Below are 14,430 nucleotides of genomic sequence, written 5' to 3' on the forward strand. Positions count from 1 at the left end.
CAAGCTCCCTCGCCACAGGGGTTCTGTCTCTCATTCGAACGGTTCAGCGCAGGGCATTTCTCAGAAACGGCGCCGTACGGCTCTCCTCGCAAGCCGCCACCACCTGCGGCACACCACTCACCACGACCTTCCCACCCTGTGTTCCAGCCCCTGGCCCGACGTCGATGACCCAGTCGCTCTGCGCCACCACCCGCATGTCATGTTCCACCACGACCACGGTATGGTCTTCGTCCACCAGGCGATTGAGCTGCACCAGCAGGCGATCCACGTCCTGGGGGTGCAGGCCATTGGTGGGTTCGTCCAGCACGTACAGCGTCGCGCCCCGGGCCTTGCGTTGCAGTTCGGTTGCCAGCTTGATCCGCTGGGCCTCACCGCCGGACAATTCGGTGGCCGGTTGGCCCAGGCGCAGATAACCCAGGCCGATGTCTTTCAGCACCTGCAGCGAACGACTGGCTGCCGCTTGCTCGGCGAAGACTTCCAGGGCCTGGTTCACCGTCAGTTGCAGCACTTGGGCGATGTCCAGGCCTTGCCAGGTCACCTGCAGGGTCTGCGGGTTGTAGCGGGCTCCATGGCAGGTCGGGCAGGGGGCGTACACGCTGGGCATGAACAACAATTCCACGCTGACGAAGCCTTCGCCTTCGCAGGTTTCGCAACGGCCCTTGGCGACGTTGAAGGAGAAACGGCCGGCATCGAATCCCAGCGCCTGCGCCTGTTCCGTCGCGGCGAAGAGCTTGCGCACGTGATCGAACAGTCCGGTATAGGTGGCGAGGTTGGAGCGCGGCGTGCGGCCGATGGGTTTCTGATCGACCTGGACCAGGCGCTTGATCCCCTCGAGCCCGGCGGTGACCTGGCCACCGCTGGTTTGCACCGGTTCGTCTTCCAGGCTTTGTTCCTCGGCCTCGGCGTTGTTGCTTGGCCGGCCCAAGTGGGCTCCGACCAGATCCAGCAACGCCTGGCTGACCAGGCTGGACTTGCCGGAGCCGGAAATACCGGTGACAGCCGTGAAGCAGCCCAGGGGAAACGCCGCGCTGAGGTTGTCGAGGTTGTTGCGGGTGATGCCTTCCAGGCGCAGCCAATCCTTGGGCTTGCGTGGGGTTCGCGCGGTGGCGTGTTCTTCGGCGAACAGGTAGGCGCGGGTGCGTGACTCCGACACGTGCCCCAGGCCTTCTGGCGGACCGCTGTAAAGAATCCTGCCGCCTTGCTCGCCCGCGTCGGGACCGACGTCGATCAGCCAGTCGGCGCGGCGCATGGTGTCCAGGTCATGCTCGACCACAAACACCGAATTGCCCGCTGCCTTCAATCGCTGCAAGGCACCGAAAAGCGCTTCACTGTCGGCCGGGTGCAGGCCTGCGGAGGGTTCGTCGAGCACATAGATGACCCCGAACAACTGGGAGTTGAGCTGGGTCGCCAGGCGCAGGCGTTGCAGCTCGCCGGAGGACAGCGTCGGCGTGCTGCGTTCCAGGGCCAGGTAGCCCAAGCCGAGGTCGATCAGCGTGACGATGCGCTCCAGCAGCTCGGCGGCAATGCGCTGGGCGGCCAGGCGTTTTTCCAGGGACAGGTTGGGCGTGTGGCGGGCGTCGGGCCCGCCCGCGTGCGGGTTGTCGCCCCTGGCGGCGCGCTGTTCGCGGGCTTCGCGGGTCTGGCGGTGGGTGAGGACATCGCCCGGCTCTTCCGGTTGTTCCAGGTAATCAGGCGCCGCCACGGCCGTGAGCACTTCGGCCAACTCAAGCAGCGACAGGTTGGACAACTCGGCGATGTCCAGCCCGGCGAAGGTGACGGTCAGCGCCTCGCGCTTGAGGCGCTTGCCTTCGCACGCCGGGCAGGGGCTGGCACGCATGTATTGGGACACGCGCTTGCGCATCTGCGCACTTTGCGAATGCATGAAGGTGTGCAACAGGTAGCGCCGGGCACCGCTGAACGTGCCCTGGTAGCTGGGTTCGAGTTTGCGCTTGAGGGCTTCGCGGGTCTGGGCCGGAGTGAGTCCGGCGTACACCGGGACGGTGGGGGTTTCTTCGGTGAAGAGGATCCAGTCTCGTTGTTTCTTCGGCAGGTCGCGCCAGGGAATGTCGACGTCATAGCCGAGGGTGACAAGGATATCCCGCAGGTTCTGTCCCTGCCACGCCATGGGCCAGGCGGCGACGGCGCGTTCGCGGATGGTCAGCGAAGGGTCGGGGACCATGGTGGCTTCGGTCACTTCATAGACCCGCCCCAAGCCGTGGCACTCCGGACACGCGCCCTGGGGGGTGTTGGGCGAGAAGTCTTCGGCATAGAGCATCGGCTGGTCGGCCGGGTAGCTGCCGGCGCGGGAATAGAGCATGCGGATCAGGCTCGACAACGTGGTGACGCTGCCCACCGAGGAGCGCGCACTGGGCGTGCCGCGCTGCTGCTGCAAGGCGACCGCCGGCGGCAGGCCTTCGATGCTGCCCACGTCCGGCACGCCGACCTGGTCGATCAATCGCCGCGCATAAGGTGCGACCGACTCGAAATAACGCCGCTGGGCTTCGGCATAAAGCGTGGAGAAGGCCAGCGAGGATTTGCCGGAACCGGACACGCCGGTGAACACCACCAGGGCATCGCGGGGGATATCCACATCGATGTTCTTGAGATTGTGCTCGCGGGCGCCACGCACCCGCACGAAGCCGGTGCCAGCGGTAGAAGCAGGGGTGGAGCGTGGGGGCATCGGGGATTCCTTGTGGCTATCGGTGCGTTACGCACGGTGGGGAGCGGACTGCATCACAGCGCTGACGATTATGCGACCGGATTCCAGCGTTTGCGTGCGAAAAGAATTCCTGCCGTCTGCGCCGAACCGCTTTCGTGGCGAGGGGATAAATCCCCTCGCCACAGTTGGGTGTGTAAAACCGTCGCAGCTGGTTTTTTGCCAAGTTGATTTCAATCAAGGGGCCAGGGCAGGGGCGAGCCCCACAATGATCGCCAAGATCCTGTCCTTAAGCCTTGGCGCTCATGACCCGACCCGTTGCGATGCTGCACCCATCCCGTTCCTGGATTCCCGGGCTCTTCCTTCTACTGCTGATGTTCGCCGCCACTGTCCAGGCCAGGGACTACGGTGAAATCCAGCAACAGCGCATCCACCAGGTCCTGAGCCCCGTCGATTCGATTTCCGAGCCCGAAGGCCCTTTCAAGGTTCGCAAACTCTCCGCCGCCGGCAAGGTCTTGGGCTACGTGTTCCAGAGCCTGGACGTAGTGGACATTCCGGCGTATTCGGGCAAGCCGATCAACGTCCAGGTCATTCTCGACCCTGCCGGTGTGATCCTCGACGCCTACGTACTGGAGCACCACGAACCGATCCTGCTGATCGGCATCGCCGAAGAAAAGCTCCACGCCTTCAGCGCTCGATACAGCGGCATCAAGGTCAACCAACGGGTGGTGGTGGGGCATTCCAGCGACCCGAATGCGGTGACGGTCGATGCGATCGCCGGCGCCACGGTGACGGCCATGGTGGTCAACGAAGTCATCATGCGCGCCGCCCACGACGTCGCGGTGTCCCTGGGCCTGGTCAAGAGCGATGCCGGAGTGGCCGTGGCGCCGGCCCGCGTACGAGACGATGTCTACCTGCCGGGCGATTGGGCCACGCTGACGGGCAACGGCGCTGTCCGTCGCTTGCACTTGACCCGTGGCCAGGTGGACGCCTCGTTCAAAGGCACCGAAGCCGAACACGTCGAAACCGCCAGCGGCGAGCAGGTGGACGACACCTTCATCGACCTCTACGTCACCCACCTCAACCCGCCCACCGTCGGCCGCAACTTGCTGGGCGAGACGCAATACCGCGCGCTGATGGCCGAACTCAAGCCGGGCGAGCAGGCGATCGCGGTGATGGGCAGCGGCCGTTATTCCTTCAAGGGCTCGGGCTATGTGCGTGGCGGCATCTTCGACCGGGTGCAACTTCGCCAATCCGGCGACACCATCAGCTTCCGCGACCTGGATTTCCAACGCCTGGATGACGTCGCCGCCGCCGACATGCCGGACTTCGACGAGATGGCGATCTTCACCATCCGCGCCGCCCATCGTTTCGACCCCGGCGCGCCGTGGAGCCTGGAACTGTTGGTGCGGCGCCAGACCGGTCCGGTCAGCGGCACGTTCAGCAGCTTCGAACTTGGCTACCAACTGCCCGAGCCCTACCTCGAGCGGCCGTTGCCGACGGCCGAGCAACTGGCGGCGGCCGAAGAAGCCAGCCGGCCTATGTGGCTGACCCTCTGGTACCAGAAAAGCGTCGAAATCGGCGTGCTCGGCGCGGCGTTGCTGGTACTGACGGCGATCCTGTTTTTCCAGGACTCGCTGGCTCGACGGCCGACGCTGCTGCACTGGGTCCGTCGTGGTTACCTGGTGTTCACGGTGGTGTTTCTCGGCGGCTTCGCGCTGGCGCAGTTGTCGGTGGTCAACGTGCTGACCTTCGTCCACGCGCTGTTCGAGGGGTTTCGCTGGGAACTGTTTCTCACCGATCCGCTGATCTTCATTCTCTGGGTGTTCACCGCCGCCAGCATCCTGCTGTGGGGGCGCGGGGTGTTCTGTGGCTGGCTGTGCCCGTTCGGCGCGTTGCAGGAATTGATCAACGAGCTGGCGCGCAAACTCAAGGTGCCGCAATACGAACTGCCGTTCGCCGTTCATGAGCGTCTGTGGGCGATCAAGTACATCATTTTGCTGGGGCTGTTCGGCGTCTCCCTGGAATCGATGGCCACCGCCGAACGGCTCGCCGAGGTGGAGCCATTCAAGACCGCCATCACGCTCAAGTTCGACCGCCAATGGTGGTTCGTCGCCTACGCGGTGGGCCTGCTGGTTATCAACGTGTTCACACGTAAAGTCTATTGCCGCTACGTCTGCCCGCTGGGCGCAGCCTTGGCGATGCCCACCCGGCTGCGCCTGTTCGACTGGCTCAAGCGCCGCAAGGAGTGCGGTAACCCGTGCCAACTGTGCGCCAAGGAATGCGAGATCCAGGCGATTCATCCCGATGGCCGGATCAACGCTAACGAATGCCATTACTGCCTCGACTGCCAGATGACCTGGCACAACGAAAACAAATGCCCGCCCTTGATCAACAAGCGCAAGAAGCGTGGCAAGCCAACCCCGACCGACCCGCAACGAATCCCGGTGGTGCAGGTGGAACCGACGCCTTGAGCGGCGCGCAGGACCTGGCCCTGACCGTTTCTTTCTTCACGGAGCACACACAGCATGAGCGATAAAAAAATCCCGACGCCTGACGCAGTGCAAGAGCCCAGGGGCGTCAGCCGCCGCAGTTTCCTCGGCACTGGTGCGGTCACTGGCGCAGTGTTGGCCGGCGCCACCGCTCTGGGGGCTGGAACGTTCACCCGCGAGTCCTGGGCCGCGGCGGCCAAGGAAGCCAAGTCCAAGGTCCACGTCGGTCCCGGCGAGCTCGACGAATACTACGGTTTCTGGAGCGGCGGCCATCAGGGGGAGGTGAGGGTGCTGGGCGTGCCGTCGATGCGCGAGCTGATGCGCATCCCGGTGTTCAACGTCGATTCGGCGACCGGCTGGGGCCTGACCAACGAGAGCAAGCGCATCCTGGGAGACAGCGCCAAGTACCAGAACGGCGACTGCCATCACCCGCACATCTCGATGACCGACGGCAAGTACGACGGCAAGTACCTGTTCATCAACGACAAGGCCAATTCGCGGGTTGCGCGCATTCGCCTGGACATCATGAAGTGCGACAAGATCCTCACCGTGCCCAATGTCCAGGCGATCCATGGCCTGCGCCTGCAAAAGGTCCCGCATACCAAATACGTATTCGCCAACGGCGAGTTTGTGATCCCGCACCCGAATGACGGCAGCACCTTCGATCTGCAGGATAAGAACAGCTTCACGATGTTCAACGTCATCGATGCCGAGAAAATGGAGATGGCCTTCCAGGTCATCGTCGACGGCAACCTGGACAACACCGACGCCGACTACACCGGCAAATACGCCGCCAGCACCTGCTACAACTCCGAGAAGGCCTACGACCTGGGCGGCATGATGCGCAACGAGCGCGATTGGGTGGTGGTGTACAACATTCCGCGCATCGAGGCGGCGGTCAAGGCCGGCAAGTTCATCACCCTGGACGGCTCCAAGGTGCCGGTGGTCGACGGACGCAAGGTCAACGGCAAGGACAGCGAGTTCACTCGCTACATCCCGGTGCCGAAGAACCCCCATGGCCTCAACACCTCGTCTGACGGCAAGTATTTCATCGCCAACGGCAAGCTTTCGCCGACGGTCTCGATGATCGCCATCGACCGCCTCGATGATCTGTTCAACGACCGCTACAAAGACCCGCGCGAAGTGATCGTCGCCGAGCCGGAACTGGGCCTGGGCCCGCTGCACACGACCTTCGACGGGCGCGGCAACGCATACACCACGCTGTTCATCGACAGCCAGGTGGTGAAGTGGAGCATGGACGAGGCCGTCCGCGCCTACAAAGGCGAGAAGGTCAATTACATCAAGCAGAAGCTCGACGTGCAGTACCAGCCCGGGCACAACCATGCGTCCCTGACCGAAACCAGCGAGGCGGACGGCAAGTGGCTGGTGGTGCTCTGCAAGTTTTCCAAGGACCGCTTCCTGCCCACCGGCCCGCTGCACCCGGAGAACGACCAACTGATCGACATCTCCGGCGAGGAAATGAAACTGGTCCACGACGGCCCGGCCTTCGCCGAACCCCACGACTGCATCCTCGCCCGGCGCGACCAGATCAAGCCCCAGAAAATCTGGAGTCGCAACGACCCGTTCTTTGCCGACACCGTGGCCCGGGCGAAGAAGGACGGCATCAACCTGGAAACTGACAACAAGGTCATCCGCGACGGCAACAAGGTGCGGGTCTACATGACCTCCATGGCGCCGGCCTACGGCCTGACGGAGTTCACCGTCAAACAGGGCAACGAGGTGACGGTGACGATCACCAACATCGACCAGATCGAGGACGTGTCCCACGGTTTTGTCATGACCAACCACGGCGCGAGCATGGAGATCAGCCCGCAGCAAACGTCCTCCATCACCTTCATCGCCGACAAGCCCGGCCTGCATTGGTACTACTGCAGCTGGTTCTGTCATGCGCTGCACATGGAAATGGTCGGGCGCATGCTGGTTGAAAAAGCCTGAGTCATTCATCGAGGAGGCAGGTGCAATGACCGCGAACATGCCGCACGCAAACGCTCATCGAACGGTCATTGCGCTGATGTTCTGCCTGTTGTCGGGCGGTGCGTCCAGCGCGCCGCAATCGATCATGGACCTGCCGTTGCAGGCCGAGGGCGACCAGCAATGGCGCCTGCCGGCCGGTGAGTACCGTGGCGCGTTCAGCATCGATCAAACCATGACGCTCACCTGTGCGCCGGACGCCGTGTTCCAGGGGCAGGGCGAGGGCAACGGCCTGGTCATCCGGGCGCCGAACGTCCAGGTCCAGGGCTGCACTTTCCTGGACTGGGGCCATGACCTGACGGCCATGAACGCTGCCGTGTTCATCCAGCCTGCCGGCCAGGGCGCGGTGGTCCGGGCGAACCGCATGCAGGGCCAGGGCTTCGGCATCTGGGTCGATGGCACGCGGGATGTCAGCCTCATCGACAACCGCATCCAGGGCGACCCGGGCCTGCGTTCCCAAGACCGTGGCAACGGCATTCACCTGTACGCGGTGCGTGGCGCCAAGGTCATCGGCAACCAGATCCGCGACACCCGCGACGGCATTTACATCGATACCTCCAACGGCAATCTGCTGCAGGGCAACACCCTGGAGGATCTGCGCTACGGAGTGCATTACATGTTCGCCAACGACAACCAACTGCTGGACAACACCACCCGGCGCACCCGCACCGGCTACGCGCTGATGCAAAGCCGCCAACTGACGGTGATCGGCAACCGTTCCGAACAGGACCAGAACTACGGGATCCTGATGAACTACATCACTTATTCGACCTTGCGCGACAACGTCGTCACCGACGTACGCGACGGGTCCACCGGCGACACCATGATCACCGGCGCCGAGGGCAAGGCGCTGTTCATTTACAACTCGCTGTTCAACCGCATCGAAGGCAATCATTTCGAGCGCAGCGCCGTGGGCATCCACCTCACCGCCGGTTCGGAGGACAACCGCATCGCCGGCAATGCTTTCGTCCATAACCAGCGCCAGGTCAAGTACGTCGCCACCCGGTTGCAGGAATGGTCGGCGGACGGACGCGGCAATTACTGGAGCGATTACCTGGGCTGGGACCGCAACAGCGATGGGCTGGGCGACGTCGCCTATGAACCCAATGACAACGTCGACCGGCTGCTGTGGCTGTATCCCCAGGTTCGCTTGCTGATGAACAGCCCGGGCGTCGAACTGCTGCGCTGGGTGCAGCGGGCGTTCCCGGTGATGAAATCCCCCGGGGTGATGGACAGTCACCCGCTGATGCAATCGCCGACCCAACCCCTTCAACGCAACGTTGCCCAGGAGGACGCGTCTTGAACATCGTCGAAATCGAAGGCGTCAGCCAGCGTTATGGCGACGTCGCCGTGCTGCACGGGCTTGACCTGACCCTGGCCCAAGGCGAGGTGCTCGGCCTGTTCGGCCACAACGGCGCGGGCAAGACCACCACCATGAAATTGATTCTCGGGCTGCTGCAGCCCAGCTCGGGGGACGTGCGGGTCTTCGGCCGTGGGCCCAGCGACCCGAACGTACGGCGGATGCTTGGTTACCTGCCGGAGAACGTCATGTTCTATCCGCAGTTGAGCGGGCTGGAGACGTTGCAGCACTTCGCCCGGCTCAAAGGCGCGGCACCCGCGCAGGTCGAGCGCTTACTGGAAGAGGTAGGGCTGGCCGTCGCGGCGAAACGCCGGGTGCGCACCTATTCCAAGGGCATGCGCCAGCGCCTCGGTCTCGCCCAGGCCTTGCTCGGCCAGCCGCGCTTGTTGCTGTTGGACGAACCGACCGTGGGCCTCGACCCCATCGCCACCCAGGACCTCTATCAACTCCTTGACCGACTGCGCTGGCAGGGCACCAGCATCATCCTGTGTTCCCACGTCTTGCCGGGTGTGGAAGCACACATCAACCGCGCCGCGATCCTCACCCGAGGACGGCTGTTGGCCCTCGGCAGCCTGGCGCGATTGCGCGAGGACGCGGGTCTGCCGACGCTGATCCGCGCTTCGGGCCTGTCCCGCGCCGACTGGCTGCGCCAGCACTGGCGCAGTGAAGGGCACGCCACCCAGGGCTGGGGTGCCGAAGGGGTGCAGGTGTCCGCGCCGGACGGCAGCAAGTTGGTGTTGCTGCGCCAATTGCTGGCCCAGGACGACCCGAGGGACGTGGAGATCAAGCCACCCTCGCTGGAAGATCTCTACCGCCACTATATGAACCGCGCGGCGACCGAGGAGGCCGGCCAATGAACCCGATCTGGAACATGGCCCGCAAGGAACTCGGCGACGGCCTGCGCAACCGCTGGCTGCTGGCGATCAGCTTGTTGTTCGCGGTACTGGCGATCGGCATCGCCTGGCTCGGTGCGGCGGCGTCCGGTCAATTGGGCTTCACCTCGGTGCCGGCAACGGTGGCGAGCCTGGCCAGCCTGGCGACATTCCTGATGCCGTTGATTGCCTTGCTGCTGGCATATGACGCGATTGTCGGCGAGGACGAAAGCGGCACGTTGTTGCTGTTGCTGACGTATCCGCTGGGACGCGGGCAATTGCTGTTGGGCAAGTTTGTCGGCCACGGCCTGATCCTGGCCCTGGCGACCCTGATTGGTTTCGGCTGCGCGATGTTGGCCATCGCGGTGCTGGTGGATGACGTGGAGCTGAGCTTGCTGCTCTGGGCGTTCGGTCGTTTCATGCTGTCCAGCACGCTGCTGGGTTGGGTGTTTCTCGGATTGGCCTATGTGCTGAGTTGCCTGTCGGCGGAGAAATCCACCGCGGCGGGGCTGGCGCTGGGCGTGTGGTTTTTCTTTGTGCTGGTGTTCGACTTGGCGCTCCTGGCGTTGCTGGTGCTGAGCGAGGGCCGGTTCAGTCCGGATCTGTTGCCCTGGCTGTTGCTGTTGAACCCCACCGATGTGTATCGACTGATCAATGTATCCGGGTTTGACGCGGCGGCCAGCGGCGCGGGCGTGTTGACGCTGGGCAGCGATTTGCCGGTCGCCGGGCCGCTGCTCTGGCTGTGCCTGGGATTGTGGATGGTGGTGCCGTTGTGGCTGGCCTATCGGTTGTTCAATCGCCGATGCCCATGAATGTTTGATCTTGATGAGGAAGCATGTGATGAACAGGGTTTATTTCAAGGCGAGCCGTGTCCTGGCCGGGGTGTTGGTGTGCCTGGCGCTGGCGGCCTGCGACAAGGCTACATCGCCGCAGGCTGCCCAGGCAGGACTGGCTTTTCATCCCGGGGATGAATGCCATGTGTGCGGCATGGTCATCACCGATTTCCCCGGACCCAAGGGCGCAGCGGTCGGTACCGGCGGGACGAAGAAGTTCTGCTCGCCGGCGGAAATGCTCGGCTGGTGGCTGCAACCGGAGAACCACCGCGCCGACGTGAAGCTGTATGTCCACGACATGGGCCGCAGCCATTGGGACGCGCCGGACGACGCCCACCTGATCGACGCCCGCACCGCTTACTTCGTGATCGGCTCCCGGCTCAAGGGCGCCATGGGCGTGGTCCTGGCTTCGTTCTCCGACCTCGAGGCGGCACAAAAACTCGCCCACGAGACCGGCGGCAAGGTCCTGCGCCTGGAAGACATCGACCAGAACCTGCTCGGGCAGGCTGGCGCGATGTCATCGATGAGTCATTGACCGTTTTTGGGTGAAGGAAAAACGCCAAGGGGAGTGGGTGGCTCGAAGAACGGGTTATCAATGCAGCCCTTGTGGCGAGGGAGCTTGCTCCCGCTGGGCTGCGCAGCAGCCCCCCGGGATGCCAGGTCAATGTGAAGTCCCCTCGGCAAATTCAATCTTGTTGCCCACGTTGTATTTGCCCGACGGCTTGTTCATCGGCAGACGCTTGATCTCTTTCAGGGTGCTGCTGTCATAGACGATCAGCGCGCCGTCGGTGTCCCAGATGCTCAGCAGCAGATAGCGGCCGTCGCGGGTGAATTCGACGTGGGCGGCGGTTTTGCCGGGCATCGGGCGCAGCGTGTGGGCGATCTCCAGGGTCTGCTTGTCGATGAGGTGGATGGCATCGTTGTCCGGGCCGAAGAACACGTCGGTCCAGGCATAGCGGGAATTGGCATGGCTGCGCAGGAAGAAGCCCGGCCCGAGGGTGGGAATCTGCTTGATCACTTTCCAGGTGTTGAAGTCGATCACTGAAATCAGCCCCTTGCTGATATTCGGCGTGGCGAATACCCAATGACCCTCGTGTTTCCAATAGGTACCCGAACCCAGGTGCGGCATGCCCGGCAGCGCGATATCCGTGACGATCCGCCCGGTGTCGAGGTCGATCACTTGCCCACCCTGTGCCTTGCGCGAGGTGGCGAGCAATTGCCGATAATCCGGTGAGAAGGAAAAGTCATCCAGGTAATCCTCGGCCTCGATGCGCCTGGGCACAAAGTCGGGGTTCGGCCCGGTGGACAGTTCCCAGACCTCTTTCACATCTTTCAACGCAACGATGAAGCTGTCCCGCGGCGGCGCCGTATAAACCGCGCTGACCCGCGACGCCTGGCCATCCAGCCCGACCGTTGCAACGGTCTTGACCAGCGACAGGTCCCGAGCGTCGAGCACCACCAGGTTGCCCGGCAAGGTGTTGCCCACCAGCACCCAGCGACCGTCCTTGCTTACCGCCAGGTTTCGGGTGTTGAGCCCGGCGCGGACTTCGGCGATGAGCTTGAGGTTGTGCAGGTCGTAAAGGCTGATCCAACCGTCCCGTGAGGCGAAGTAGACGAAACGGCCGTCCGGGGAGAATTTTGGCCCGCCGTGCACGGCAAAGTGCGAGGCGAAGCGCGCCAGCACCTCGAAGCGATCGCCGTCGACGATATCGACATGATGGTCGCCGGCCTCCACCACCACGAACAGGTTCAGCGGGTCGGCCTTGTGCTGGGGCTCGTCCGGCAGCGTGGCAAGATCCGCCAGCAGGCGATGACTGCGACGGGTGTCGTCTTCGTCCCAGGTCGGCTCGACGGCGGGCGGGCGCTGGAGATAGTGGGTCAGGCCATCAATCTGCGCGGCATCCAGCACGTTGCCGAACGCCGCCATTTGGCTGGCGGGGCGACCGTTTTGGATGACCTGGCGGATTTCAGCGGGCTTGATCCGGCTCAGGCTCTGGGGCAATAGCGCCGGCCCGGCGCCGCCGATGCGATTGACGCCGTGGCATTGCTCGCAGTGCTGCTGATAGTTGCGCTCGGCCAGGTCCAGGTCCGGCCCGCTGACGTCAGCACCGTGAGCCGCGCTGATCCACAGCACAGGAGGGATCCACCAGCCCTTCATGACGCCACCTTCGAGGCGTAGGGCTTGGCTTGTTGCACGGGGTGAATCCGCGCCGGATGCTGCACCGGCTGTTGGGCAAACAGGCCGACGACCTTGCCGATCACGGTCAAGGTGGGCAGCCCGTCGGCGCAGGCCTGGGCCATTTCCGGCAATTCCCCAAGCGTGCCGCGCAGCACCTGTTGGTCAGGGCGGGTGCCGTTGCTGATCAACGCTGCCGGCGTGTCGGCTGCAAGCCCGGCTGCCATCAAGCGTTCGGCAATGGTGCGCAGGTTCGACAAGCCCATGTAGAAGACCAGCGTCTGGCTGTCATCGGCCAGGCTTTGCCAAGGCAAGACCAGCTCACCGTCGCGCTGCAAATGGCCGGTGATGAATCGGCAGGAGTTGACCAGATCGCGATGGGTCAGCGGAATGCCGGCATAGGCGGTACAACCTGCCGCGGCGGTGATGCCGGGCACCACTTGGCAATCGATGCCACGGGACAACAGGTATTCCAGCTCTTCAGCGCCTCGGCCGAAAATGAACGGGTCGCCGCCCTTGAGCCGGACGACTCGCTGGCCCTGGTCCGCCAGATCGGCCAACAGTTGGTTGATCTGCGGCTGGGGAAGGCTGTGGCAGCCGGCGGCCTTGCCGACGTAATGCCGGGCGCACGCCAGTGGGATCAGGCTGAGTAACTGCGGGCTGATCAAGCGGTCGTAGACCACCGCGTCGGCCTGCATTAGCAGGCTCCAGGCCCGCAAGGTCAGGAGGCCCGGATCACCAGGGCCGGCGCCGACCAGGGCGACTTCCCCAGGCCGGAAGGACGATTGCAGGGCAGCGGGCAAAACGATGGAGGCAGGCATGGGACTTCCTTGGTTCGTCATCAGGTTCGCCGTCGGCTTCGGGCTATATCGGTTGCAGTGCCACGCTGGGAATCGCGTGCACGCCGATTTCTTCATCGCTCAGGTGGCAACCGGGGTCTTGGCCCCACAAGTCGCCATCGGCCCAGGCGCGGGTGCGGGTGTTGCCGTTGCAGATATCCAGCCAGCGGCATTGGCCGCAGCGTCCGCCGACGGCGCGCGGGTGCTCGCGCAGCTTCAGGAGAAGGGGCTCGGGGCGGTCCAGCCAAAGGGTCTTGAACGGCGTCTGGCGGACATTGCCCACCGAGTGCTGCCACCAATACGTGTCGGGATGGACCTCGCCGGTGTTGTCGATGTTGGCGATGCCGCTGCCCGAGGCATTGCCGCCCCAGGCCCGCAGCATCTGCTCCAGGGCGGTGGAGTGTTGGGGCAGGCACCGGGCGACCCAGTGCAGCAGCAGGATCGCATCGGCATCGTTGTTGCCGCTGACGAAATCGCTGTCTCGGCCTTGTTCGACGTCCGCCCAGGCGCGCTGGAAAATCATATCCATGGCCTCGCGGCTCATCTGCTGATGGGCATCGAGCTTGCGACTGCGCTTGCCGCGACCGCTGTAGTTGAGGTGGGACAGGTAGAATTTCTGCACGTCGTATTCGTCCATCAGCTCCAGCAGCCTCGGCAGTTGCAGATGGTTCTGCTGGGTCAGCGTCGTGCGCAAGCCGACCCGGATTCCGCGTTCGCGACAAAGCCGGATCGCCGCCATGGAGCTGGCGAAACTGCCCTTGAACTGACGGAATTCATCGTGGGTCGCTTCCAGGCCATCGATGCTGATGCCGACGTAATCAAAGTTCGCCGCCGCGATCTGTTCGATATTGGTGGCATCGATCAGCGTGCCGTTGGTGGACAGGGCGACGAAGAACCCTCTGGCGCGGGCATAGGCGCTGAGCTGGAACAGGTCCTCGCGCAGCAACGGTTCGCCGCCGGACAGGATCAACACCCGCACCCCGGCGTCGTGCAGGTCGTCGATCACTTGCAGGGCTTCGGCCGTGTTCAGTTCATCGTGGAACACGCTGTCGGCGGAGGTTGCGTAGCAATGCTTGCAGGTCAGGTTGCAGCGTCTGAGCAAGTTCCAGATCACCACCGGTGCGCGCAGGCTGCCCGGTGGTGCGACGCGTGGGGCGGGGCATTGCCCGGCCAGGGCGCGCAGGTAATGGCTGATCCTCAACATAAGCGC

At 63.9% G+C, this 14,430-nt stretch carries 10 protein-coding genes; 6 read left to right on the forward strand and 4 right to left on the reverse strand.

Annotated elements, in window-relative coordinates; translation table 11 throughout:
* Positions 1-43: 43 nt before the first annotated feature.
* The gene (locus tag J3P79_RS11505; RefSeq protein ID WP_434610578.1) at positions 44-2,680 is read right to left on the reverse strand and encodes an excinuclease ABC subunit A; all 2,637 of its coding nucleotides are present in this window, start codon (positions 2,678-2,680) and stop codon (positions 44-46) included.
* Between the two features lie 299 nt (positions 2,681-2,979).
* Here J3P79_RS11505 and nosR point away from each other — a divergent pair, with 299 nt between their 5' ends.
* Genes nosR through J3P79_RS11535 form a run of 6 tightly spaced genes read left to right on the forward strand, consistent with a single transcriptional unit; the run spans position 2,980 to position 10,740 of the window.
* A complete protein-coding gene (nosR, locus tag J3P79_RS11510) occupies positions 2,980-5,130 on the forward strand; it encodes a transcriptional regulator NosR (protein ID WP_434611434.1) in 2,151 nt (716 codons plus the stop codon).
* Positions 5,131-5,184: 54 nt separating this feature from the next.
* Positions 5,185-7,104, forward strand: coding sequence for a TAT-dependent nitrous-oxide reductase (gene nosZ / locus J3P79_RS11515; protein ID WP_434610581.1), 1,920 nt, complete (start codon positions 5,185-5,187; stop codon positions 7,102-7,104).
* A 25-nt stretch (positions 7,105-7,129) separates the two neighbouring features.
* Positions 7,130-8,443, forward strand: coding sequence for a nitrous oxide reductase family maturation protein NosD (locus J3P79_RS11520; protein ID WP_434610583.1), 1,314 nt, complete (start codon positions 7,130-7,132; stop codon positions 8,441-8,443).
* Positions 8,440-9,357 carry an ABC transporter ATP-binding protein gene (locus J3P79_RS11525; protein WP_434610585.1) on the forward strand — a complete coding sequence of 306 codons (918 nt, stop codon included), beginning with the start codon at positions 8,440-8,442 and terminating at the stop codon, positions 9,355-9,357. The genes J3P79_RS11520 and J3P79_RS11525 overlap by 4 nt, the downstream gene beginning before the upstream one ends.
* Entirely contained in the window at positions 9,354-10,184 is an 831-nt protein-coding gene (locus J3P79_RS11530; protein WP_434610587.1) for an ABC transporter permease, read from the forward strand. Before J3P79_RS11525 ends, J3P79_RS11530 begins: the two co-directional genes overlap by 4 nt.
* A 28-nt stretch (positions 10,185-10,212) precedes the next feature.
* Positions 10,213-10,740 carry a nitrous oxide reductase accessory protein NosL gene (locus tag J3P79_RS11535; RefSeq protein WP_434610588.1) on the forward strand — a complete coding sequence of 176 codons (528 nt, stop codon included), beginning with the start codon at positions 10,213-10,215 and terminating at the stop codon, positions 10,738-10,740.
* Between the two features lie 126 nt (positions 10,741-10,866).
* On the opposite strand, the gene J3P79_RS11540 is transcribed toward J3P79_RS11535, so the two are convergent.
* The 3 genes from J3P79_RS11540 to nirJ are packed head-to-tail and all read right to left on the reverse strand — an operon-like array spanning position 10,867 to position 14,424.
* On the reverse strand, positions 10,867-12,363 hold the full coding sequence (locus J3P79_RS11540; RefSeq protein WP_434610590.1) for a cytochrome D1 domain-containing protein: 1,497 nt from the start codon (positions 12,361-12,363) through the stop codon (positions 10,867-10,869).
* Positions 12,360-13,202 carry a uroporphyrinogen-III C-methyltransferase gene (gene cobA, locus J3P79_RS11545; RefSeq protein WP_434610593.1) on the reverse strand — a complete coding sequence of 281 codons (843 nt, stop codon included), beginning with the start codon at positions 13,200-13,202 and terminating at the stop codon, positions 12,360-12,362. The genes J3P79_RS11540 and cobA overlap by 4 nt, the downstream gene beginning before the upstream one ends.
* 43 nt (positions 13,203-13,245) lie before the next feature.
* A complete protein-coding gene (nirJ, locus tag J3P79_RS11550) occupies positions 13,246-14,424 on the reverse strand; it encodes a heme d1 biosynthesis radical SAM protein NirJ (RefSeq protein ID WP_434610596.1) in 1,179 nt (392 codons plus the stop codon).
* Between the last annotated feature and the right edge of the window lie 6 nt (positions 14,425-14,430).

Origin of the sequence: Pseudomonas sp. R1-7 (assembly GCF_051132105.1) — a bacterium.
In the GTDB taxonomy this organism is placed as follows: domain Bacteria; phylum Pseudomonadota; class Gammaproteobacteria; order Pseudomonadales; family Pseudomonadaceae; genus Aquipseudomonas.

What these genes read in the sequence shown, in the direction of transcription:
- cobA (WP_434610593.1), bottom strand. Translation starts at nt 13,202, where the DNA reads ATGCCTGCCTCCATCGTTTTGCCCGCTGCCCTGCAATCGTCCTTCCGG.
- J3P79_RS11540 (WP_434610590.1), bottom strand. Translation starts at nt 12,363, where the DNA reads ATGAAGGGCTGGTGGATCCCTCCTGTGCTGTGGATCAGCGCGGCTCAC.
- J3P79_RS11530 (WP_434610587.1), top strand. Translation starts at nt 9,354, where the DNA reads ATGAACCCGATCTGGAACATGGCCCGCAAGGAACTCGGCGACGGCCTG.
- nosR (WP_434611434.1), top strand. Translation starts at nt 2,980, where the DNA reads ATGCTGCACCCATCCCGTTCCTGGATTCCCGGGCTCTTCCTTCTACTG.
- J3P79_RS11535 (WP_434610588.1), top strand. Translation starts at nt 10,213, where the DNA reads ATGAACAGGGTTTATTTCAAGGCGAGCCGTGTCCTGGCCGGGGTGTTG.
- J3P79_RS11505 (WP_434610578.1), bottom strand. Translation starts at nt 2,680, where the DNA reads ATGCCCCCACGCTCCACCCCTGCTTCTACCGCTGGCACCGGCTTCGTG.
- nirJ (WP_434610596.1), bottom strand. Translation starts at nt 14,424, where the DNA reads ATGTTGAGGATCAGCCATTACCTGCGCGCCCTGGCCGGGCAATGCCCC.
- J3P79_RS11520 (WP_434610583.1), top strand. Translation starts at nt 7,130, where the DNA reads ATGACCGCGAACATGCCGCACGCAAACGCTCATCGAACGGTCATTGCG.
- nosZ (WP_434610581.1), top strand. Translation starts at nt 5,185, where the DNA reads ATGAGCGATAAAAAAATCCCGACGCCTGACGCAGTGCAAGAGCCCAGG.